This is a genomic window from Synechococcus sp. B60.1 (genome assembly GCF_047462555.1).
Lineage (GTDB): Bacteria > Cyanobacteriota > Cyanobacteriia > Thermostichales > Thermostichaceae > Thermostichus.
This window is the reverse complement of sequence record NZ_JANSJN010000043.1, coordinates 1-21885: the sequence shown is the minus strand read 5'-3', so window position 1 is coordinate 21885 and position 21885 is coordinate 1. Positions and strand designations below refer to the sequence as shown.

Genomic DNA, 21885 nt, shown 5'->3' with positions numbered 1-21885 from the left:
GACGGGATCCCGGTCCATGCTCTTTTCGCCTCAGCAGATACTCCCCTCCGCCCTCTACCCCCTCCTGCACCAGGGCCTGAAAACTCTTTTCCCGGAGGCTCTCTGGGAGCTGCCGGCGGATCCCTCTAGACGGCAAGTGGCCCTTACCTTTGACGACGGCCCCCACCCGCAGCACACGCCAGCTCTGTTGCAGGTTTTACAGGAGTTTCAGGTGCCGGCCACCTTCTTTGTGTTGGGGGAACGGGTGCAGCGCTGGCCCCACCTGGCCCGGCAAATCCGCCAACAGGGCCACGGGATTGGTTTGCACGGCTGGCAGCACCGCTCCTTTACCCAGCTCAGCCGCAGCGAATTGCACAACAGCTTGCGGCGCAGCCAAGCCGCCCTGGTGGCTGCCTGCGGCGGGATCCCAGAAGAATATCGGGCTGTGCGTCCCCCTAACGGACTGTTTTGGCCGCAAACGCTGGTGGATCTGCGCCGCTGGGGATTTTTTCCGGTGATGTGGAGCGTGGTGCCCGAAGATTGGCTGGAACCACCGGTTGCCCTGGTAGTAGAGCGGGTGCTGGCCCAGGTGCGGCCTGGCTCTCTAATTGTGCTCCACGATGGCGCCCAGGGAGGATCTCAAGTAGCCAAGGTGACGCGCCACTTGATCCCGGCCTTGAGAGAGGAGGGGTTTGACTTTGTCAGCCTGCCGGATCCTGGAAACCTTCCCAGTTGCGGAAAAGATTGAATACAGTAGGAGTCAGCTATCGAGCAGGGGGCAAGCTATGGGCGTGCGCAAGATCATCTACGGCATTTTTGGGCAGCGGGCCGGCAGCGTTATCGTCGGTACTTGGAACTGGCTGTGGGGGATCCCTGTGGACAAGGGTGGCACAGGGGCGGTGATGGTAGCAGAAGAATCGCTACGGGCCATGCAAGAGACCGTGCAGCGTCTGACCGAAGCCGTCGCCACCCAGGTAGCTGCCTACCAGCGGGCCGAGCAAAAGTACATGCAAAAGGTGCGGGAGTACCAAGCGCTGGAGAATAAGGCTCGCCTGGCCATGCAGCGAGGGGATCAAGAGGCCGCCCGCCTGGCCATGGCGGAAGCGCTGCGCATTGAGGCGGTTCTCGGCCCGCTCAAAGAGAACGTGGAAACAGCGGAGCGCTACGTTACCGCTGCCAAGCAAAAGCTGGCCCGGGAAAAAGAGCGGCTGGCGGCCTACAAGAGCGAGCTGAGCAACCTCAAAGACATCAACGAGGTAAACCAAGCTCTTGAGCAGATGACTCGCGTCAACAACGCCTACAACATCGACTCGGCCAAGTCCCAATTCGAGGCGGCCAAAAATGCCATCCAAGCTCGCCAGCTCAAGACCCGCGCCATGAGCGAGCTCTCCGAGGATCGCAGCGAGCAACTTGCCGCCCAACTGGATGAAATGGCCATGGACGACGAAGTCTCTCGCCGGCTGGCCATGCTCACTGGCCAGGGGGGCAGCTCCGCCAATCTGCCCTTGCCGGATCTGGATTTCGAGAAGCGGCTTCCCCAATAGTGGGGATCCCTTCTGGCTATTGCCCCGCCTTGTCGGGTCTTTTCCTTCGCTGGGGTGTCGTTCCCGGGGGAGAGGGTCAACTTAGTCCTCGGCGAAATCGGCTTCCACCACCCCGCCGGTCTCGGGGCTGGCAGCCACTGCCTGCGCCGGCACAGCTTGTGCCACCTGTGGCACTTGCACGATCTGGGGCGTGAAGACAAACAAGTTGTACACCGTGTTGCGGCGGATGTTGTCCATCATCTCCAGGAACAGCTCATAGCCCTCGTTCTTGTACTCGATGAGGGGATCCCGTTGGCCATAGCCGCGCAGGCCCACCGCTTCCCGCAGCGCCTCCATCTGCTGTAGGTGCTCCCGCCAGAGGGTGTCTACCTGTTGCAACAGGAAGAAGCGCTCCGCCTTGCGCATCAGGCCAGGCTCAAACGTATCCAAGAAAGCTTCTTTGGCCTCGTAGGCTAGCTCTGCCTGCTTGATCAGGTGGTTCAAGATCTGTTCGTAGGAGAGATCCCGCAAGTCGTCGGCCTTGAGATTCTCTTTGAGCAGGGGGATGAACTCCTGCATCTTGGCGGTCAGCTTATCGATTTCCCACTCTTCCGGCGGCAGCTCCGGGTTGACGTGAGCCCGCACGATCTCTTCGACGGTCTTGCGCACGTAGTCCAGGATCTTGGGTTTGAGGTTCTCCCCTTCCAGGATGCGCCGCCGCTCCGAGTAGATGGCCCGCCGCTGGTTGTTCATCACCTCGTCGTACTCAAACACCTGTTTGCGCAGGTCGAAGTAATACACTTCCACCTTGCGCTGGGCGTTCTCCAGGCTACTGGAAAGCAGCGGGTGCTCGATGGGCATGTCCTCATCCACCCGGAACATATCCATCAGCTTGGCCACCCGCTCGCCGCCGAAGATCTTGAGCAGGTTATCTTCCAGGCTGAGGAAAAACCGCGAGGAGCCAGGGTCTCCTTGCCGTCCGGCGCGGCCCCGCAACTGGTTGTCGATGCGGCGGGACTCGTGGCGCTCCGTGCCGATCACGTGCAGGCCGCCCAGCCGCACCACTTCCTCGTGCTCGGCCTCGGTTACCTTTTCGTACTCGGCCTTGATGCTGTTGTAGACCTCCCGCAGTTGCAAAATCAGCGGATCCTGCACTGGCGCCTTCTCCGAGGCCACCGCGATGAGATCTTCCACCACCAGCTCCGGCAGGCGGTTCAACCCATACTTGGCCACCGCCGCCGCCACCACCTCGTCTAGAGCCTGGCTAGTGCGGGGTGACAGCTCACAGGGGTAAAAGTTGGGAGAGACCACCGTCCAGGATTTTTTCGGCTTGGGCGAGGTTCCGCCAAACCCTTGCCCACCGCCCCGTCCTACCATGGGAACGGATCCCAGCGGGTTGTCGGCGTCCAGTTGCACCAGCTTGGGCATCAGCCGTTCCCGCAGCTTGAGGCGGGCCATGTACTCGGCATTGCCGCCCAAGATAATGTCCGTGCCGCGCCCGGCCATGTTGGTAGCAATGGTTACAGCACCTTTGCGCCCCGCCTGGGCGATGATCTCCGCTTCCCGCTCCACGTTCTCCGGCTTGGCGTTGAGGAGGTTGTGCGGGATCCCCATTTCCTTGAGCATGGCCGAGAGGCGTTCGGATTTCTCCACGCTGGTGGTTCCCACCAAAACAGGGCGCCCCTGGGCGTGCATGTGGGCAATTTCCTCGGCGACCGCTTTCCACTTGGCGTTTTCGGTCTTGTACACCAAGTCGGGGGCGTCTTTTCGGCGAATGGGCCGGTTGGTGGGGATCACCGTGACTTCTAGGTTGTAGGTTTTGCTGAACTCGGCTTCCTCGGTGCGGGCGGTGCCTGTCATGCCGGAGAGCTTAGGGTATAGCAGGAAGAGGTTTTGGTAGGTGATGGTGGCCAGGGTTTGGCTCTCGTTTTGAATCGGCACCCCCTCCTTGGCCTCCACCGCCTGGTGCAGCCCGTCTGACCAGCGGCGACCAGGGAGCACCCGCCCAGTGAACTCGTCTACAATCACCACCTCTTGGTTGCGGACGATGTAGTGGACATCCCGGATGAAGAGCTCCTTGGCCTTCACCGCATTAAAGACAAAATGCGCCCAGGGATCCTTGGGATCGAACAAGTCGGAGACCCCTAGCAACCGCTCGGCGGCTTCAAAACCTTCGTCGGTGAGGATGACGTTGCGGGCTTTTTCATCCACTTCGTAGTGCTCGTCCCGGATCAGCTCCCGCGCCACCTGGGCCGCCTTGAGGTACTTTTCGGAGGGACGGGCCATCTGGCCGGAGATGATCAGGGGAGTGCGGGCCTCGTCGATGAGGATGGAGTCCACCTCGTCGATGATGCAGTAGTTAAAGGGCCGCTGCATCACCTCTTTGATGTCGGTGGCCATGTTGTCCCGCAGGTAGTCAAAGCCCAACTCGCTGTTGGTGCAGTAGGTAATGTCGCAGTGGTAGCTGCGCCGCTTCTCGTCGCTGGACATACCCTCTTGCACCAGGCCAACCGTTAGGCCCAGGAAGCGGTGCACCTGCCCCATCCACTCCGAGTCCCGCCGGGCTAAGTAGCCGTTGACAGTAACGATGTGAACCCCTTTCCCGGTTAAGCCGTTTAAGTAGGCAGGCAGGGTGGCAACCAGGGTTTTCCCTTCGCCGGTTTTCATCTCGGCAATCTGCCCTTCGTGCAGCACCATCCCACCAATGAGCTGCACATCGTAGTGGCGCAAGTTGAGAACCCGCTTGGCCGCTTCCCGCACCACCGCAAACGCCTCGGGCAGGAGATCGTCGAGGGACTCCCCTCTATCCAAGCGCTGGCGAAACTCGGTGGTCTTGGCCCTGAGCTCCGCATCGGAAAGGGAGGCGATCTCAATCTCCAGCGAGTTAATCAGCTTGACGACAGGGAGGTACTGTCGGATCTTGCGATCGTTGGGATCCCCGAAGAGTTTCTGGAGGGCTTGGAGCATGAGCGAGCCTAGGCCAATAGAACGGGTATAGCGCAATTTTATCATTCCCCTCCCATTGTCTTGGGCGGCTAGAGCTTTGGCAGGAGGGAGGTGCTTGCGGCCAAGGGCAAGAAGATGTCAGGCTAGGGAAGCAAAGGGATCCTACGGCTTATGAATTTCTTGGGCATTGGGCTGCCAGAAATGCTCGTTATCTTTGCAGTGGCCCTCTTGGTGTTTGGGCCGCGCAAGCTGCCAGAGGTGGGTCGTGCCTTAGCTAAAACCTTGCGCAGCCTACAGGATGCTGCTAGGGAGTTTGAGGCGCAGTTAAGTCAGGAGGCCCAGGAGCTGGAAAAAGCCGCCCGCGCCTCTGCTCCCCAGACAGCAGTTGCAGCTTCACCCAAAACCAACCCCGTCGCCACCGCCGAGGCAGCTGCAAAACCCGTAGCTGCGGCAGAGCCTGGGGCCCCTGCGGACAACAACCCACCGACAGCAGATGCTGCTTAGCTTCCTCGCTTCGGCCTGGAGATCCCCTGCCTTTTTGGACAGGGGCAGCCATACCTCGCTCCAGGGATGGAGGCTGCTGTCCCGCTTGCTCTTGGTTCAAATCCTAGGGTAGAAGGGCTGACTTTATGCCCACGGCCACTTTGTTGGTCTCTTGTCCGGATCAAAAAGGGCTGGTAGCCAAGCTCTCCAACTTCATCTACAGCTACGACGGCAACATTCTTCACGCCGACCACCACACGGATCTCGAGGCAGGGCTGTTCCTGAGCCGCATCGAGTGGGATTTGGAGGGCTTTCGGCTGGAACGGTCGGAGATCGTCCCCGCTTTCTCCGGCATTGCCCGTGGCATCCAGGCCAACTGGGAGCTGCATTTTTCTGACACCCGCCGGCACATTGCCGTGTGGGCCAGCAAGCAGCCCCACTGTCTGTTGGATCTGATCTGGCGCCAGAGGGCTGGGGAGCTGCCGGCGGAGATCCCTTTGATCATCAGCAACCACCCCGACTTGGAGCCGCTGGCCCGCTCCTTCGGCATCGACTACTATCACATCCCCGTTTCTCCGGAGAACAAGGCCGAGGCAGAGGCCCGCCAGCTTGCCTTGCTCCAGGAGTATCGCATTGACTTGGTGGTGTTGGCCAAATACATGCAGGTCTTAAGTGGGTGGCTGCTCCGCCAGGCGCCGCCGGTGATCAACATTCACCACTCCACCCTGCCTGCTTTTGCCGGTGCCAACCCCTACCAGCGCGCCCACCAGCGGGGCGTCAAGATCATCGGCGCCACTGCCCACTACGCCACCGAGGAGCTGGACGAGGGGCCAATCATCGAGCAGGACGTGGTGCGGGTGAGTCACCGCGACACAGTAGCCGACCTCATTCGCAAGGGCCGCGACATGGAGCGCCTAGTCCTGGCCCGGGCCGTGCGCTATCACCTGGAAAATCGCGTGCTGGTCTACCACAACAAGACGGTGGTGTTCGCTTAGGGGAGCCGCGCCGTTCCAAGGGATCCCTTCCTCAGCAGGGCGGCGCTCCAGAAAGAGAACTGCTCTGCCAAACTGGAAAACAAGAGTAGAGGTGGGATTATGGCCTTCGATTGGTTTCGCCGTCGCTACACCGACTCCAAGGGTGGAGCAGAATCCTCCTCCCAAAACCCTGAGTTGGCGGCCCCCCCAGCGCCAGAGCCGGCAGCCATGTCGCCAGAGGACTACTTGGCCTTTGCCAAGGCTGCCTATGCCAACCTAAAGGCGCGGGCTGCAGCCCAAGCCACTCAAGCAGAGGTTGTCTCCCCAGCCGCCCCAGCGCCAGAATCGCCTGCAAGCGACGGAGCCCAGCCCTCTGCTCCAGAGGCGGCAGCAACTGAGGCGGTCTCTCCCACCTCGCCCCCTGTCCAGCCGGTTGCTGCGCCTTCCTTTTTTGATCTGGCTCCCCGTGCTGCCGAGCGCCTGCAGGCCCTAGAAGCCACTGCTGTGGAGGAGCCAGAGCCGGTGGCCACAACCGTGGCCGCCCCGCCCCCAGAGCCGGCGGCGGAAGAGCTGGTTTTCGACGAGGGCTTTCGCTGGTCAGCCGAGATCCTGGCGGCCCAAGGGCGCAAACCCGAAGAGATCTCCGTAGAAGAGATCTCCTGGCTGCAAAAGCTGCGGCGAAGTCTAGGCAAAACCCGCCTTAACCTCATCAACCAGCTAAAAGCCTTAGTGGGCCGCGGCCCTCTCGACCAGGATGCCGTCGAGGAAATTGAGGCAATGTTGCTGCAGGCGGATGTGGGGGTTGAGGCCACTGAGCAGATCATTCAGGCCCTGCAAAAACGCCTGCGCGAAGAGGTGGTGCCCCCAGAGGAGGCGGTGAAGTACCTCAAGCAGCAGATGCGGCAGATGCTGACAGTAGGGGATCCCACCTTTGCACCGCAGCGGGGCACGCTCAACATTTGGCTGATCGTAGGCGTAAATGGGGTGGGCAAGACCACCACCATCGGCAAAATTGCCCATGTGGCCCGTGAGTCTGGCTACCAGTGTCTAATTGCTGCCGCCGATACCTTCCGCGCTGCCGCTGTGGAGCAGCTCAAGATCTGGGCGGAACGCGCCGGGGTGGAGGTGATTGCCAACCCGTCCCCCAATGCCGACCCAGCGGCGGTGGTGTTTGATGCCATTACAGCCGCCAAGGCCAGAGGCACCGAGTTGCTGCTGGTGGATACAGCAGGCCGGCTACAAAACAAGAAAAACCTGATGGAGGAGCTGGCCAAGATCCGCCGCATCATCGACAAGAAAGCTCCCGAAGCCAAGGTGGAAAGCCTCTTAGTTTTGGATGCCACCCAAGGGCAAAACGGCCTGCGCCAGGCCCAGGTGTTTGCCGAAGTGGCCAAGCTAACCGGCGTCATCCTCACCAAGCTCGACAGCACCGCCAAAGGGGGGATTGCCCTGGCCATTACCCAGCAGATGCACTTGCCCATCCGCTTTATTGGTGCCGGCGAGGGGCTAGAGGATCTGCGACCTTTTTCCAGCTATGAGTTTGTGGAAGCTCTTCTAAGCGAGTATTGAACCCCCCTGGCCATGCGTCGCCGTCAACTTCTGCCCTGGAGCGCTGCAGTGGTGGCGGCTGGACTGCTGTGGGCTTGGGGCGGATCCCACTGGCTCCAGGCGGGCATGGAGCTGACTCTAGCCAGGCCAATTCAAGATCCAGGAGCACTGCAGGAATTTGTTGCCACCTTGGCCCAGGTGCTGTCGGGGGTGCTGGGCTTCACCCTCTCGGTGGTGGCCATTGTGGTGCAGTTGAGCGCGGATCGCTTTACCCCCAAGGTCACCGAGCTATTTTTGCGCGAGAAGGTCAACTTCTACCTGTTCTTTTTTCTCATCCTGGCCAATGTGGTCAGTTTGTGGAGCTCGATGGCCCTTGGTTTCTTCGACAATCCAAGACTGCTGATCGGGCTTAATTTGCTGCTGGGCACGGCCTCGTTTTTGCTACTGATCCCCTACTTTCACTTTGTGTTTCACTTCCTGCAGCCAACTTCGATTGTCCGCCGCATCGAACAGCAGGCACAGCAGGCGATTCTCAGATCTCTGGCTTCCCGGCCTGCCCAGTTCCTCCTTGCCAGACGACCTTTGGGCCCCGAGCAGGCCTGCCCCTCTGCGCCAGAGCCTTACTCGACAGCCCAGCAGCGCTGCCTGGCGGCTCTAGATGAGATCAAAACCATCGCCACCAGTGCTCTGCATCAGCAGGAGGGGGTTATCCTTCTAGAGGCCTTGGATAGCCTGAAGGCCCTGTGGCTATTCTATGCCGAGCACAAGGCGCACCTGCCCTGCTCCTGGTTTCTCCTGACCCCCGCGCTGCGGCGGGATCCCGACTTTGCCTCGGTGGATGAGCGGCTATTGAGCCAGATCGAGGCGGAGGGATCCTGGCTGGAGCTGAAGATCCTGCGGCAGTATCAGGCTCTGTTTGCCGAGGGGCTAAATGGCATGCGCCAGGTGAGCACCCTGGTAGCTATCCACACACGGGATCTGGGGATCCGGGCTCTGCAAAGCCAACAGCTTCGGCTTGTGGAGTGGGTAATCAAGTTTTTCAACACCTACCTACGGGCCGTCATCAACGCACGAGATATCCGCAGCGGCTACAACCTGCTCAAGCAGTACCGTCTGCTGGCCGAGGCTGCTTTGCGCCAGCGGCAGCCGGCATTGGTTTTGCAGATAGTCAGCCATTTTCGCTACTACAGCCTGGTGGCCTACAAGGCCGGCCTCTTTTTCCTCTGCGAAACCTTTGGCTTTGACCTGGGCGTTTTGGCCCAACTGAGCTGTGCGCTGCAAGCGGAAACAACAGAGGCCATCCTGCAGGTCTTGTTGCGCCTAGATCAAGACCCGGAAAGCGAGCAGCAGGAAGCCACCCTACGCGGGATCCGCAAAACCCAAGTCCGCTTGGCAGCCTATTTCCTCAGTTGTGGCCGGGAGGATTGGGCGAGGCTGATCTATCAGGACATGCAGCACGAGCCCTTGGCCCGCCTTCAGATTATCCGCCAGGAGCTGCTCTCTACGGCGGCAGAGTTTTGGGAATTTACCGACCGGGGGGAGAACTTCTACTACCTGGAGCCCGCCCTGCAACCCTATGCCGAGCAGTTTTTTGGCTGGTTTCAGGGACTGACCTCACTGGTAGATGGGCTAGAGAGTACCTCTGGATCCCTGGAGCTTCCCTAAAAAAAGCCAGATCTCTTTCCGCGGAGTCTAGTCTGGTTAGAGCCGCCACTGGCTGCTGTTTCAGAGGGCTTGTCTCATGCGTCCTTCCGGCAACCCCAACCGTCTAAGCAGTACTTCTTTTGTCCAGTTTCGCCGCGACCCAAACCTGCTGTCCTTTTGGGGCCTGAGCCTGTGGATCACGGGCCTGGCAGTGCCGCTGTTTGTGCTTTCGGGGGCGGATCCCAGCTTGGCTGGCTGTGACGAGAGCTTTTATGCCCAGATGGCCCGCGAGCTGCTGCGGGGAGGCAACTGGCTGGGGCCAACTTTTCTGGGGGAGCCCTTTTTTGAAAAACCTCCCCTGCTCACCTGGAGTGTGGCCCTTAGCTTTGCCCTCTACGGCGTAAACGAGTGGGCGGCGCGGCTGCCCGGGATCCTAGCGGCTCTGCTTTCTATTCCCCTCATTGGCTGGATTGGGCGGGCCTTTTTGCCAACCCGGGCAGCCCTGCTGGGCATGGCGGTTTTACCCCTCTGCTACCTCTGGGTGCAGCAGGGACGGCTGGTGGGGCAGGACGTGCCTCTAACCTGCCTAGAGCTCTTGGGGATCCTGGCCCTAGTCAACGGCAGCCGCGGCCACCGGCGCTGGTTTTGGTTGGTGGGGATAGCCTTTGGGCTGGGCCTCTTGATGAAGAGTGCCATGATCCTGCTGCCGGGGGTTGCTTTGATCCCCTACCTGTGGCAGCAGCGGCGGCATTGGCTGGGATCCAGCTCTTTTTGGCTGGGGATGTTGCTGGGCCTGGGGATCTTTGGGCTCTGGCTGGTGCCGGCTATGGGGGTGTATGGCGCAAAGGTGCTGGCTGCCTTGGTGGGGAAGGTATGGGATCTGGGGCGAGAGCCCTTCCATGCCGATGCCACTGGCTGGTACTACTTTTGGCACCTCCCGCTCCACGGCTTCCCTTGGACGGTTTTGGCCTTGGTAGGAGGCTGGCTGCTGCTGCGGCAAAAGCCGGGATCCACCCTGCTGGTTTGGTCTTTCCCCTTGCTGTTGCTTTTGCTCTTGCAGCTCTACCCCACCAAAACGCCCTACTACACGGTACAGCTCTATCCCTGGCTGGCTCTCCTGGCAGGGGTGGCCCTGGATCAAGCTCTGCCGTTTCCGCTCCGCACCGGCTCGGTGGCAACAGCGGGACGAGGTTCTTTGCGGGACAGGCCCCACCTGGCCCAGGTGCTCTCCTGGGGGCTGGCGGCGGTGGGGACCCTGCTTTTGGGTTTGGGAGTGGCCGTCAGGCGGGATGTCGAGGGATTGGAGCTGCTCCAACCCCACGCCTGGTCGTTGGTGGCCATTGGTCTGTTGTATCTGCTCTTGCCGGCAATCTGGAGCTGGCGGCGGGTGCTGCACTATGCTGGTGAACTCTGGGTGGGTACGCTCCTAGCTGCCAGCCTCCTCACCATGGTCAGCATTGTTCTGCGGCCTGACTTTGGCAATTTCAATCCCGCCTTCGCTCAGATGGACTGGAAACAGATGCTGGGCTCTGCCGACCCCGATTTTCCCGTGGTAGACATTGGCCGCAGCGGCCTGCCGGATGTCTGTCAAGCCCAGGCCCTCGCCTTCTACACCCCTAACCCCGGGCGATGGGTAGATAACCAGGCCCTACGGGCAGGGGAACATGGGGATTACCTCTGGGTCTCCCCTGTCCAAGCTCAGCAGCTATCGCTCCAGGAGCTGGGGCTACAGCCTTTGGCTGAGGTGGAGGGCTGGCAACTGGCGCGTCGCCTGGATCGAGCTGCCGGGGGGTTTTCTCCCTAGCGAAATCCTCGCCGAGGCTTTGGGGCTGATCTATCTGAGAGCCTGCCCCGGTTGGTGGTGATGTCTTCCCTCTCCTATAAGGAGGGAAGCTAGGAGGGAAGGCTCAACTATCCAAACTCCTGTTCGATGATCCGCCAGCGGGCGGTCATCACCCCTGGTTCGAGGCTGAGGCGGCTGACAACCTGTTCTAGAGCCTGGTCATCGCGGGTTTGGGTGACCAGCTCTGCTTCGACTTTAACGAGGTCGGGCTTGTTCTCCAGATCTTCGCTGTAGAGAGCTCGCAATTTGAGATGGGAAGGGGCTATGCCCTGCAGCAGAAGAGCGCGCAGGTGGGCTTCCGCATGGCTTTTGCAAATAAATGAACACTCATAGACCAGTTCCAGTTCTGTGCCTTTGAGGGGCTGCTGGTTGATGCGGTAGCCCAGGGGGCGCAGCAGAATATTGGAAATCAGCACAGCTCCTGCCCCAATAGCGGCTTGGGGAATATACCCCGCCCCGGCAAAGGCTCCCACGGCAGCCGCACACCAGATGGTGGCAGCGGTGTTCAAGCCGCGCACGCTGGCCCCTTCTTTGAGGATGACGCCCCCGGCCAAAAAGCCGATCCCCGACACCACCTGGGCAGCAATGCGGGTCGGGCTGCTTTCATCAGGAGTGAGAACTGAGAGCATGACAAACAAGGCTGAACCGGTGGCCACCAAGGTGTTGGTGCGCAGGCCGGCCATGCGCTGCCGCCACTGTCGCTCCAACCCGATGAGGGATCCCAAAATAAAAGCAACCGTTAGGCGGAAGGTGAAGTCGATCCAGGTCATAGGTCAGGCTCCAGTTCTCGTGGAGGAGTGAGGGCTAGCCGGCCACATCTGGGATCCCAAGGGCTTTGGCCGCCTGTTCCAGAGCCTGCCAGAGGGTTTCCAGTTGAGCAAAGGCCACTTCTGGGGCCAGCTTACCACCTGTTTCTAAAGCGCAGGTTATGCTGACTCGATGGGCGTAGCGCTGCAGCAGCAACCGGAACTGAGCTGTGGTGGAAGGAGCTTTCAAGGTCATGGCACACCTCCTGAACGAATAATCGGATTCAATCTCAACCCAGCTCCCCCAGGCCGGGGGTAGCCTGGGAGCCGAAGTTGGACTGCAAGGGGAAAAGAGCGGCCTCAGAGCTCGACTTCAACGCCGACCAGCCAAGCTACCAGGGTGAAATACACCCAGAGACCGGTGAAGTCTTTGATGGTGGTGATGAAAGGGTCTGCCCCGGGAGCGTGGTCAAAGCCCAGCTTTAAGAGGATCCAGGGCAGAATCGCCCCCAGAAAAGCTCCTAAAGTCAACACAATGGCCATAGATAGGCCCACTGCGAGACCCAACTGTGGGATCCCATTGGGTGCTCCCTGCCAGAAGTAAGCAATCACCCCAGCCGCAACCCCTAGAATGACACCAATAATGCCGCCAATACTGGCTTCTCGCAGCAAGTAGCCAAGAAACTGCTTCACATTTATATGGCCCCAGGCGAGACCACGGGCAAAGATGGTGGTGGATTGGGTGCCAACATTGCCGCCCATATCCATGATCACCGGGATGAAAACAGCCGCCGCTGTAACTGCCTGCAACACTTCCTCAAAGGTTTCAATCACTCCCCCCACCAACATGCCACCGATCAGGGTGATGATCAAAAAAGTGAGGCGCAAACGCACAGAATACCAGCGGGATCCCTTGACCAGCCGCTCGCTCCACACCTTATCGCGGCTGAGCAAGCTAGCCACCCCGGCCTGGGCCAAAGCCGCATCCGTAGCCTCCTCTTCCACCAAGTTGATCACATCCTCAAAGGTGATATCCCCCACCAAGCGCCCTTCGCTGTCTACCACCGGAATGGCCGGCAAGCCGGAATCCTTAAGCAGGCGGGCTGCTTGCAAATCTCGATCGGTAACCCGAGCAACAATATCCGATCCTTCGATCAGCTCCCGAATGGGTAGGTCGGGATCCACTTTCACCAGCCGCACGGTGCGCACCAGACCTTTGTAGAACCGCTGGTCATCGACCGCAAAGATGACATCCAGCTCGTCGTCCCCCAGTTGGGAGTCGCGCACGCTGGCCAAAGCCGCCCCAACGGTGAGGGTATCGCGCACCGCCAAGTAGCGCAGGTTCATCAGCCGACCGGCACTGCGCTCCGGGTAGTTCAGCAGGATATTCACGGCTTCACGGGCTTCTGGGCTGAGGTTGGCGATCAGCCGCTTGGTAACTTTGGCCGGCAGCTCCTCAAATAGACGCACCCGCTCGTCTGGGGGTAGGGCTTCCACCAGCCGGATCACCTCTGGGTCTTCCATGCTGCGGATGAGATCGGCCTGTTCTTCGGGCCGCAGATACTCAAATACCGCCATAGCTTTGTCTTTTTCCAACAGGCGAAAAGCCAAAACCCGCTGCCGTGGAGAAATCTCCATTAACTGCTGCACCAGCTCGGCAATAGGGGCACGATTGGCCGCTCGCTTGGCGGCTTCCAAAGAGGCGGGAGAGAGAAGATCGCGAAGCATGTTTTGCCGCATAACAAACCTCCGAAGGTTGAAGTTAGCCGGATAAAAGACCCGGAGGGCAACGGCCAACTCGTGCTCCAAAGCTCATGGGAGCCCTGAAGCTGAACGCCTCACAAAACCTTAGATCCGACTCGAAGCCCAAAAGCCCAAGTCGATAAAAGGGATCCCCTGGCCCACGAACACCTACAAAAGCCAAAGCCAGGGGAAGTCCCCTTTGAAGCACTCCTGATTTTCCCTTTTCCGATGCTCAGGTCGAGCTCTGCTCAGCCCATCTGTTCGTCGCCGACCGAGAGAGCCACCCAAGCCAGAAGCTATTTGAGAAAGCTCTCCTGCCCCTTCGCGTTGGCGAAACGGGATCCTCTCAAGCGACGACTGAAGCTGTCAGCGGGAAAAAGGAAGACACCAGTAGGATGTAGGTCTCCAAGGATTTGATCCCCGAAGAGCGATCCTTGCCGGCCAGTGCTACAACTGCCAGAAGCGTCCATGGTGTTGAACGTTTTCCTCCAAGAAAGTTGAACCGGAACAACCCGGACAGCCTGAAGAGGATCTCTTCAGCCCTTTTTAGGCTAGTTGCCGGAGGGGGATCCCGTCAACCTTTTTTCCGTTCCTTGCCTATCTCGGTGGCAGCAGCCGCTTCTCAAGGGCTAACGCCCAGACCGGAGTCACTGAGCTTTTTGCCATGGGCAAGGTCGGATTCGAACCGACACGGTTTCCCGCCGCATTTTGAGTGCGGTGCGTCTACCAGTTCCGCCACTCGCCCGGACTGGAACCATTATCCTACTGAACCGGTGGAACCTCGTCAACCATCCCTACGCACCGCGGGCTTGCTGCAGTTGTTGAGCTTTTTGCCGCAGCTTGCGGGTTTGCTCCATCACTTCCTCCAGATCTTCGTGGGAGAGGCGCTCCACGTAGTTGATCTTAATCTCTTCCAGCAAGTCTTGTAACAGGGAGCGGATCTCATCCAGCGCATGTTGCTGGGTGAGTTCGTTGGCCAAGACTTCGCCAAAGCGCCGCAACAGTTGGGCCGCCAACTGGGAGCCGACGGGATCCTCGAAGCTGTGGGTCAAGGTTTTATAGGTGGTGGTGGTCAGCTCGCTGGCCAGGCGCTCCGTCAGTTGGCCGGGCAGGGATCCGAGGCCGGGTAGCCGTTCCAGGGTTTGCAGGGCGGGGAGTTGTTTGAGCAGGCCATCCAGGTTGTAGCGGAGCAATTGCTCCACCTCCGGCTGAACCTGGGGCAGGACGCGGTAGAGGACGGTGCGAAAAACCAGGTTGGCAATGGCTTCCAGCTCGTTGATCTCGTTGAGGTCGATGTAGCTGCGGGAGGGATCGGCTGCTGGCAACAGGGGCAAGGATCCCCGCTGGATGGATGCCTGGATTTGGTTGATCACCCGCACGACGATGACCTCGGTCAGGTCTTCGGCGAAGTTGGTAACAAAGCCTTGGCTCACCTGGGCGCGGATCCGCTCCAGATCCAGCAACTGCGCCTGTCCCAGCCGGATGGTAACGGGGATTACCCGCAGCCAGCGCCAAAAGGGCAACAGCAGCAGCACATCGTACCAGCGCCAGAGCATGGCATCCAGCCAATTGACGCCGGTGTAGCGACGGCTGATGGCCACCGTGCGCAGCACAAATTCCAGCCCAAACACCAAGGCAAAGGGAAAGTCCAGCAGGGGGAAAAAGTCCACCGGGTTGCCGCTCTCGCCGATGGGGCGGGAGTAATTGGTCTCGAAGAGGGGGCGCAGGCGGGCCTGGAAAAATTCGATCCCGTCTTTGGGATCGACGCTGGCCAAGTATTCGGCAGTCCAGAAGCGGGCGAAGGCAGCCTTGGCCGAGTCGGCTTCGGGGATGTGCTCCCGCATCAAGTTGAGGATGCGCACAAACTGGCCGGTTTTGTTGGCGGCCTGAAAGGGGTTGGTCTCGATCATCTCGTCGCTCAGTTGCCGCAGGCGGGCTAGGATCGGTGCCGCTGCTTCCGACTCCACCCCAAAGCGCAGGGTGACCTGGCGCAGCTCATCCACCAGGGCCAAGTAGCGCTGGGTTTCCGGGTTGGGCTCAATGCCTTTAACCGGGTCGTACAGGTCGGTTACCGGGGAGCGGCTGGTCTGTTGGGAGAGGATGGGCAAGGGAATGGGAGGGCCAAAGGCACCGAAGATCTGCACCCGCCCCTGGAGCCAGAAGTCTCGCCAGGGCACGTAGCTGAGGTCGAAGAGCACCAAGCACAGGTTGCCCAAAGCCAGCAGGGCCATTCCTTTTTCGTAGAGGAGGAGCCAGCGGCTTCGCCCCTTGCGGACGGAACGTCTGATAATGCGTCGAGCGGCGTTCATGATCTCGTGCAACGGGTTGGGCTAAGCCAGCCCTAGCCTACCACCCCTGGCTTGAGCTTCTCTTGGCCGGGGCAAGCTGTTGCACAACTTGGCCAAACTGCTGCCAGATGGCCTCTGCCTGGGGTCCCACCTGGCGTAGGATCCAGCCCTGACAGATGGGATCCGGCGACCGCAGCAGCCAGTGGTGCGTATCCGTCGGCCACTCCGGCTCTGGCCAATCCCCCAGTAAGTACAGGGATCCCCAGCAGAGATGGGATCCCAGCACCGACGCGGCGGAGATATGCTGGTGGGGAAAGCGCAGGTCTAGGTGCTCCTGCAGCCAGAGTTTGCTCCCGTCTGTGGAGGCGGGGATCCCGGCAGCGACCCAAACCCGCAAGCTGCTGGAAAGGCGCCGAAACTGCCAGCATTCCCCCATGGCCAGCCGCCCGGCTGTCCAGATCTCGGCATAGGCCAAGCGGGCACTGGGATCCAGCTCGATCTGCACCTGTTGGCGGAAGTCTGCTCCTGCGCCCAGAATGGTCGGGTGAGGGATCCAGATCAGTTGGCTGGTGGGAGCCAGCTTGACCTTGGCCTGTTGCCGGCTCAGGCCGGGGTGGAGGCGGGTTGCCCCTTGGGTGCGAATTTCCAGCGCTGCGCCTGCCCCCAGCTCGATGGCGATGTGGTGGCGATCCCCGCCCAGCAGTCCACCATTGGGGTTGCGTAGGTAATAGAGTGTCGGCTCACCCGGGGATCCCAGCCATTGCAGGGGGGCCTGAGAATACTCCCAAATGTGGGTCTGTTGGCCTTGGCGGCTGATCTTCAAGAGGGCCTTGCCGAAGTTCACAGGTGGCTCACAGAGGGAGAATCGGCCTGGATGGAGCGAAAGAGCACCTCCCGCTCCAGCCAGCTCAGGATCTGCTCCAGCCCCTCGCCCGTGCGCAGGTTGGTGAAGACAAAAGGCCTGTCCCCCCGCATGCGGCGGGCATCCCGTTCCATCACCCCCAAGTCTGCCCCTACGTAGGGCGCCAGGTCGATCTTGTTGATCACTAGCAGGTCAGAGCGGGTGATCCCCGGCCCCCCCTTGCGCGGGATCTTGTCCCCTTCGGCCACGTCAATAACATAGATGCAGGCATCCACCAGCTCTGGGCTGAAGGTGGCTGCCAAGTTATCCCCCCCCGATTCCACCAGGATGAGATCCAGGGGACAGAAGCGGCGCTCCAGCTCCTGAATGGCATCGAGGTTGAGGGAGGCGTCTTCCCGAATGGCCGTGTGGGGACAGCCGCCGGTCTCCACGCCGATGATCCGCTCCGCTTCCAGCGCCTTGGCCCGCACCAAAAACTCGGCATCTTCGCGGGTATAAATATCGTTGGTCACCACGGCCAAAGACAGGTGATCCCGCAGCGCCAGACAGAGCTTTTCCACCAGGGCGGTTTTTCCGGATCCCACCGGGCCCCCAATGCCAACCCGTACCGGCTGAGCAGTCTGTACCATTGTGCCCGACCTCTGATACTTGAGGCTCTTTTTGGGCATTTTAGAACCAGGTGCTCGCAAGGGATCCGGGTATGGTTCGACTTTTGGTGGCAACTGCCGTGGTGCTGGTGGGCTTTTTGGTTGTGAACCGCCTCTATCGCAACCCGCTCGGTTCAGAGCCGAGGCCGGAACAGGCCAGCCCTGAGGCCGCCCAGCAAGGAATCCCCCAGGGAGGGCCGCTGCAGATCTACCAGTCGCGGGAACAGCTCCAGCAAACCCTCAATCAAGGGGCTACGGCCACGCAGCAGCAGGTGGAGGCCCTCGAGCAGTCCTTGGGGAATTGAGTTGGGGCTTGCAAACAGGGCTGCCGTCCGGCTTGACGGTGGGGCCGGGAAAGCCCGCACCCAAAGTTGTCAGAAGGCTTGAAGCTCACTCCTCAGTGGGAGCAGGGATCCCTGAGGAAACAGCCAGGGCAGCGGAGTGGAAGGCTTGGGCGGATCCCCCAAACGCGCTAAAGTCGAGAATGCTGCAATTTTATAGATCATCCATGCGGATCCCTCCTGTTCCCCCAGAAAAAGCCGATAAGCAACTGCAGAAGGTTTACGAAAGCCTGGAGAAAACCTACGGCACCGCCCTCAACCCGCTACAGGTGATGGCCCATAAGCCACAACTGATGCGGGCGGTGATGAACCTTTACGGGGCGCTGCACACCGACAACCCCAACCTGCCCGAAGAGCTGAAGGAGCTGGTCAGCATCCGCATTGCCCAGATCAACGGCTGCCGCCACTACTGCCTGCCCTACCACACCCTGCAGGCGCAAAAACACGGAGCTAGCCCGGCCAAAATTGCGGCGGTGGCCCAGGCCCGCACCAGCACCCTCTACACCGAGGCGGAGAAACTGGCCATCGAGTACGCCGAGCGCATGACCGTGCCTAGCATGGTGGTTACCGACAGCTTCTTTGCCCAACTCAAAGCCATCTGGTCGGATGAAGATCTGGTGGAGCTCTCGGCCTGGATCGGCTTTATGAACTTCTGGACCAAGGTCATCGCCGCTTTGGATGTGCCTCTGGATCCTGTTTTTGCGGAGCAACTCCAGGCCTCCTAGGCCCAGTCGTCTCGCGTGCTGAAGCTACGGTCGTACACCTGGCCGCGGGCGTGGATCTGGCGGGTGCGGGCAAACAGCTCCTCTTCGCTCAGGCCCCACTGCTCCAAGATCTGATCCAAATCCTGCTGCAGATCCCAGGCGCCAGGGAAACCTTGATAGCGGATGCGCAGACGGGCGACTTCGGCCAGCACCCAATCGGAGGGAGGGTTCTCCCGAGCCTGCGCCATCAGCTCATCAAGCACAGCCCTGTCGGTGGCATATAGCGGATGCTGTTGCTCCCGCCGAGATAGGCCATTCGGGGGTGAACCAGATGCCGCCATCCCTCTCCTTACCTTTTTTTAAAACACTCTAGCCGAACCCATTAGGGGATCCTCAATGACGAAAATTGGGATCCCTGATGGCCCGAGAGGCCGAGGAACCGCGGGAAAGCCGTTATACTGCAAATGTTGCAGACCATAAACATTCTTCAGTTGCGGAGGCGGCGGCTATGGCCATGCCCATGATCGAGACCCGTACCGACCGGATGCTGCTCAACTTTGGGCCGCACCATCCCTCTATGCACGGGGTCTTGCGCCTGCTGGTCACCCTCGATGGCGAAAACATCGTTGATTGCGAGCCCGTGATCGGCTACTTGCACCGCGGCATGGAAAAAATTGCCGAAAACCGCACCGTGGTGCAATACCTGCCCTACGTCTCTCGCTGGGACTACGGCGCTGGCATGTTCAACGAGGCCATCACCGTCAACGCCGTCGAGAAACTGGCTGGGATCCCGGTGCCCCGGCGGGCCAGCTACTTGCGCGTGATCATGTTAGAGCTGACCCGCATCACCAATCACCTGCTCTGGTTCGGCCCCTTCTTGGCGGACTTGGGTGCCCAAACCCCCTTCCTCTATGCTATGCGGGAGCGGGAGTGGATCTTGGATTTGTTTGAAGCCGTCACCGGCATGCGCCTCATCAACAACAACTACTTCCGCGTCGGGGGCGTAGCGGTGGATTTGCCCTACGGCTGGACGGAAAAATGCCTCGATTTTTGCGAGTACTTCCTGCCCAAAGTAGATGAGTACGAGCGGCTGGTTACTGACAACCCCATTTTCCGCCGGCGGCTGGAAGGGGTGGGGGTCATCTCCAAGCAGGATGCCATCAACTGGGGGCTATCTGGCCCCATGCTGCGCGCCTGCGGCGTCAACTGGGATCTGCGCAAGGTGGATCACTACGAGTGCTACGACGACTTCGACTGGGAGGTGGCCGTTTACCCAGAGGGGGATTGCCTGGCCCGCTATCGGGTGCGCATGAAGGAGATGCGCGAGTCCTGCAAAATTGTCCAGCAGGCGGTGAAGGCTCTGCCCGGTGGCCCCTTTGAAAATCTGGAAGCCAAACGCATGCTGGAGGGGCCAAAGTCGGAGTGGAACAAAGGCGATTACCAGTTCATCAGCAAAAAACCCTCGGCCAACTTCAAGATCCCCAAAGGAGAGGCCTACGTGCGGGTGGAGAGCGCCAAAGGCGAGCTGGGCATTTACATCGTCGGCGACGACAATGTCTGTCCCTGGCGCTGGAAAATTCGTCCGCCTGGCTTTGTCAACCTGCAGGTGCTGCCTCAGCTCATTCGCGGCATGAAGGTAGCCGATATGATCGCCATTCTGGGCAGCATCGACATCATCATGGGGGAGGTGGATCGCTAAAATACCGCTAGGAAAGCGAGGATAAAGGCGATGGCCTGGGCGATCTTGGTTCTGCCGCTTTTGATTGTTGCAACTATTGCCGCAATTATCGGCCCCAAGCAATGGGCCAAGTACCAAGAAGAAAGGCGTCGCCGCGCCGAGCAGCTATCTGATGCTCGCCTCCAGGCCATCATTCAGCAGGAGCTACGCCGCCGCCACCGTCCCTCTCAGTCGGATCCCAACGGCAAGGCTTAGTTAACGACACGGGATCCAAGGTTTTTTTGACCCACCGTCTTTAGGGAGCTACTCAACCCCATGACAACTGCCGGTATCGACCTACAGCTCGGCTTTGAGACTGCCCTGCAAAACTTGGGCTTGAGCCCAGGCGTCGCTCATGCCCTCTGGATGCCCCTGCCCATGTTGCTGCTGGTCATCGCCGCCACCCTAGGGGTGATGGTGATGACTTGGCTGGAGCGCAAGATCTCGGCAGCAGCCCAACAGCGGATTGGCCCCAACATGGCTGGCCCCCAGGGGGTACTGATCCCGATTGCCGATGGCATCAAGCTCTTGACGAAGGAGGATGTGCTGCCCAGCCTGGCCGACCCGGTTTTGTTCACGCTGGGGCCGATCTTGGTTTTCCTGCCGGTCTTTTTGTGTTACCTGGTGGTTCCCTTCGGCCAAAACCTGTTGATCTCCAACATCGCCATCGGCGTCTTTTTCCTGATCGCCACCTCCAGCGTGCAGCCCATTGGCTTGTTGATGTCCGGCTACGGCTCCAACAACAAGTATTCCCTGCTGGGGGGGCTGCGGGCGGCAGCTCAGTCGATCAGCTACGAGCTGCCCCTAGCTCTGTCGGTGCTGGCGGTAGTGCTGATGAGCAACGGCCTAGACACCGTGGGGATTGTGGAGCAGCAGAGCGGGCTGGGGATCCTCAGTTGGAACGTCTGGCGGCAGCCGATTGGTTTTGTCATTTTCTTGATCTCGGCCCTGGCAGAAACGGAGCGGATCCCGTTCGACTTGCCGGAAGCTGAGGAGGAGCTGGTGGCTGGCTACCAAACGGAGTACTCCGGCATGAAGTTTGCCCTGTTTTACTTGGGCTCCTACGCCAACCTGCTGCTGGCTTCCCTAATTGCGGCGGTGTTGTACTTGGGCGGCTGGTCGTTTGTGGTGCCGGTGGAGACGATCGCCGCCTGGGCTGGGATCCCGTTGGACAACCCCTTTTTGCAGATCGGCGCGGCGGTCTTAGGGATTCTCATGACGATGGTCAAGGCTTTTATCTTCGTGTTCTTGGCCATCCTCTTGCGCTGGACCTTGCCGCGGGTGCGCATTGACCAACTGTTGGACTTGGGGTGGAAATTTCTGCTGCCCGTCTCGTTTGTCAATTTGCTGTTGACGGCAGCTTTGAAACTCGCCTTCCCAAGTTTTTTCGGGGGTTGAATGAGAGTACAAGAGAGAGGAAAGCGACCATGACTTTTCTAAAGCGAGTTGGCGAATACGTAAGCGATGCTTTCAAAGCGGCCAAGTACATCGGCCAGGGGATGGGGGTGGTTTTCGACCACATGAACCGCCGGCCCGTAACTGTTCAGTACCCCTTTGAGAAATTGATCCCCTCCGAGCGCTTTCGGGGACGCATTCATTTCGAGTTCGATAAGTGCATTGCCTGCGAGATCTGTGTTCGGGTTTGCCCCATCGACCTGCCGGTGGTGGACTGGGTCTATAACACTGAGCTGAAGAAAAAAGAGCTCTATAGCTACAGCATTGATTTTGGAGTGTGTATTTTCTGTGCCAATTGCGTCGAGTTTTGCCCCACCAATTGCCTCTCGGTTACCGAAGATTATGAGCTAGCCACCTACGACCGCCACGAACTGAACTACCATCAGGTGGCGCTGGGCCGTCTGCCTTCCAAGGTCACGGAAGACCCGATGGTAACGCCGCT

Annotated in this window: 21 protein-coding genes and 1 tRNA gene; 13 read left to right on the top strand and 9 right to left on the bottom strand. The window is 59.9% G+C overall.

Annotated features, from left to right (window positions below; all coding sequences use genetic code 11):
* Together NW863_RS06580 and NW863_RS06575 are read left to right on the top strand one after the other, a co-directional pair.
* Positions 1-727: polysaccharide deacetylase family protein (locus NW863_RS06580; RefSeq protein WP_414365380.1), on the top strand; the 727-nt coding region annotated here is incomplete at its 5' end.
* A gap of 37 nt (positions 728-764) precedes the next feature.
* Entirely contained in the window at positions 765-1523 is a 759-nt protein-coding gene (locus NW863_RS06575; RefSeq protein WP_414365378.1) for a PspA/IM30 family protein, read from the top strand.
* Positions 1524-1604: 81 nt separating this feature from the next.
* Here the strand turns inward: NW863_RS06575 and secA are convergent, their stop codons facing one another.
* The gene (secA, locus tag NW863_RS06570) at positions 1605-4469 is read right to left on the bottom strand and encodes a preprotein translocase subunit SecA (RefSeq protein ID WP_414365382.1); all 2865 of its coding nucleotides are present in this window, start codon (positions 4467-4469) and stop codon (positions 1605-1607) included.
* A 150-nt stretch (positions 4470-4619) separates the two neighbouring features.
* On the opposite strand from secA, the gene NW863_RS06565 reads away from it, so the two are divergent.
* The 5 genes from NW863_RS06565 to NW863_RS06545 all read left to right on the top strand — a co-directional run bounded on the left by NW863_RS06565 (position 4620) and on the right by NW863_RS06545 (position 10901).
* The gene (locus NW863_RS06565; protein ID WP_414365376.1) at positions 4620-4952 is read left to right on the top strand and encodes a TatA/E family twin arginine-targeting protein translocase; all 333 of its coding nucleotides are present in this window, start codon (positions 4620-4622) and stop codon (positions 4950-4952) included.
* A 125-nt stretch (positions 4953-5077) separates the two neighbouring features.
* Complete coding sequence (gene purU, locus NW863_RS06560; RefSeq protein WP_414365374.1) at positions 5078-5926, top strand: formyltetrahydrofolate deformylase; 849 nt, start codon at positions 5078-5080, stop codon at positions 5924-5926.
* A 99-nt stretch (positions 5927-6025) separates the two neighbouring features.
* Positions 6026-7474: a signal recognition particle-docking protein FtsY gene (gene ftsY, locus NW863_RS06555; protein WP_414365372.1), complete on the top strand. Its 1449-nt coding sequence runs from the start codon at positions 6026-6028 to the stop codon at positions 7472-7474.
* A 12-nt stretch (positions 7475-7486) separates the two neighbouring features.
* Positions 7487-9118 (top strand): DUF2254 family protein, encoded by a 1632-nt coding sequence (locus NW863_RS06550; protein WP_414365371.1) that lies wholly within the window; start codon positions 7487-7489, stop codon positions 9116-9118.
* Between the two features lie 76 nt (positions 9119-9194).
* Positions 9195-10901, top strand: coding sequence for an ArnT family glycosyltransferase (locus NW863_RS06545; RefSeq protein ID WP_414365369.1), 1707 nt, complete (start codon positions 9195-9197; stop codon positions 10899-10901).
* Positions 10902-11008: 107 nt separating this feature from the next.
* On the opposite strand, the gene NW863_RS06540 is transcribed toward NW863_RS06545, so the two are convergent.
* From NW863_RS06540 to ureG, 7 genes are all read right to left on the bottom strand, one after another.
* Positions 11009-11710, bottom strand: a complete 702-nt coding sequence (locus NW863_RS06540) for an MgtC/SapB family protein (RefSeq protein ID WP_414365367.1) — start codon at positions 11708-11710, stop codon at positions 11009-11011.
* Between the two features lie 34 nt (positions 11711-11744).
* Positions 11745-11942 (bottom strand): hypothetical protein, encoded by a 198-nt coding sequence (locus NW863_RS06535; protein WP_414335072.1) that lies wholly within the window; start codon positions 11940-11942, stop codon positions 11745-11747.
* A 104-nt stretch (positions 11943-12046) separates the two neighbouring features.
* Entirely contained in the window at positions 12047-13414 is a 1368-nt protein-coding gene (gene mgtE, locus NW863_RS06530; RefSeq protein ID WP_414336797.1) for a magnesium transporter, read from the bottom strand.
* Positions 13415-14094: 680 nt separating this feature from the next.
* Positions 14095-14174, bottom strand: a tRNA-Leu gene (locus NW863_RS06525).
* Positions 14175-14223: 49 nt separating this feature from the next.
* The gene (locus tag NW863_RS06520) at positions 14224-15738 is read right to left on the bottom strand and encodes a hypothetical protein (RefSeq protein WP_414365365.1); all 1515 of its coding nucleotides are present in this window, start codon (positions 15736-15738) and stop codon (positions 14224-14226) included.
* A gap of 37 nt (positions 15739-15775) precedes the next feature.
* Complete coding sequence (locus NW863_RS06515) at positions 15776-16561, bottom strand: urease accessory protein UreD (RefSeq protein ID WP_414365363.1); 786 nt, start codon at positions 16559-16561, stop codon at positions 15776-15778.
* Positions 16558-17208 (bottom strand): urease accessory protein UreG, encoded by a 651-nt coding sequence (ureG, locus tag NW863_RS06510; protein ID WP_414348801.1) that lies wholly within the window; start codon positions 17206-17208, stop codon positions 16558-16560. Before ureG ends, NW863_RS06515 begins: the two co-directional genes overlap by 4 nt.
* Positions 17209-17279: 71 nt before the next feature.
* Between ureG and NW863_RS06505 the strand changes: the two genes are divergently transcribed.
* On the top strand, positions 17280-17531 hold the full coding sequence (locus tag NW863_RS06505) for a hypothetical protein (RefSeq protein ID WP_414365362.1): 252 nt from the start codon (positions 17280-17282) through the stop codon (positions 17529-17531).
* Positions 17532-17734: 203 nt separating this feature from the next.
* On the top strand, positions 17735-18292 hold the full coding sequence (locus NW863_RS06500; RefSeq protein ID WP_414337178.1) for a carboxymuconolactone decarboxylase family protein: 558 nt from the start codon (positions 17735-17737) through the stop codon (positions 18290-18292).
* On the opposite strand, the gene NW863_RS06495 is transcribed toward NW863_RS06500, so the two are convergent.
* Positions 18289-18612: a DUF3288 family protein gene (locus tag NW863_RS06495; RefSeq protein WP_414335221.1), complete on the bottom strand. Its 324-nt coding sequence runs from the start codon at positions 18610-18612 to the stop codon at positions 18289-18291. The two genes, NW863_RS06500 and NW863_RS06495, sit on opposite strands and share 4 nt — an antisense overlap.
* A 173-nt stretch (positions 18613-18785) precedes the next feature.
* Between NW863_RS06495 and NW863_RS06490 the strand changes: the two genes are divergently transcribed.
* From NW863_RS06490 to nuoI, 4 genes are all read left to right on the top strand, one after another.
* Positions 18786-19970, top strand: coding sequence for an NAD(P)H-quinone oxidoreductase subunit H (locus NW863_RS06490; RefSeq protein ID WP_414365381.1), 1185 nt, complete (start codon positions 18786-18788; stop codon positions 19968-19970).
* Positions 19971-20000: 30 nt separating this feature from the next.
* On the top strand, positions 20001-20204 hold the full coding sequence (locus NW863_RS06485) for a hypothetical protein (protein WP_414365360.1): 204 nt from the start codon (positions 20001-20003) through the stop codon (positions 20202-20204).
* Positions 20205-20264: 60 nt separating this feature from the next.
* Positions 20265-21386: an NADH-quinone oxidoreductase subunit NuoH gene (gene nuoH, locus NW863_RS06480; protein WP_414365358.1), complete on the top strand. Its 1122-nt coding sequence runs from the start codon at positions 20265-20267 to the stop codon at positions 21384-21386.
* Positions 21387-21415: 29 nt separating this feature from the next.
* Positions 21416-21885 (top strand): NADH-quinone oxidoreductase subunit NuoI (nuoI, locus tag NW863_RS06475; protein WP_414365356.1); only part of this gene is annotated, 470 nt, incomplete at its 3' end.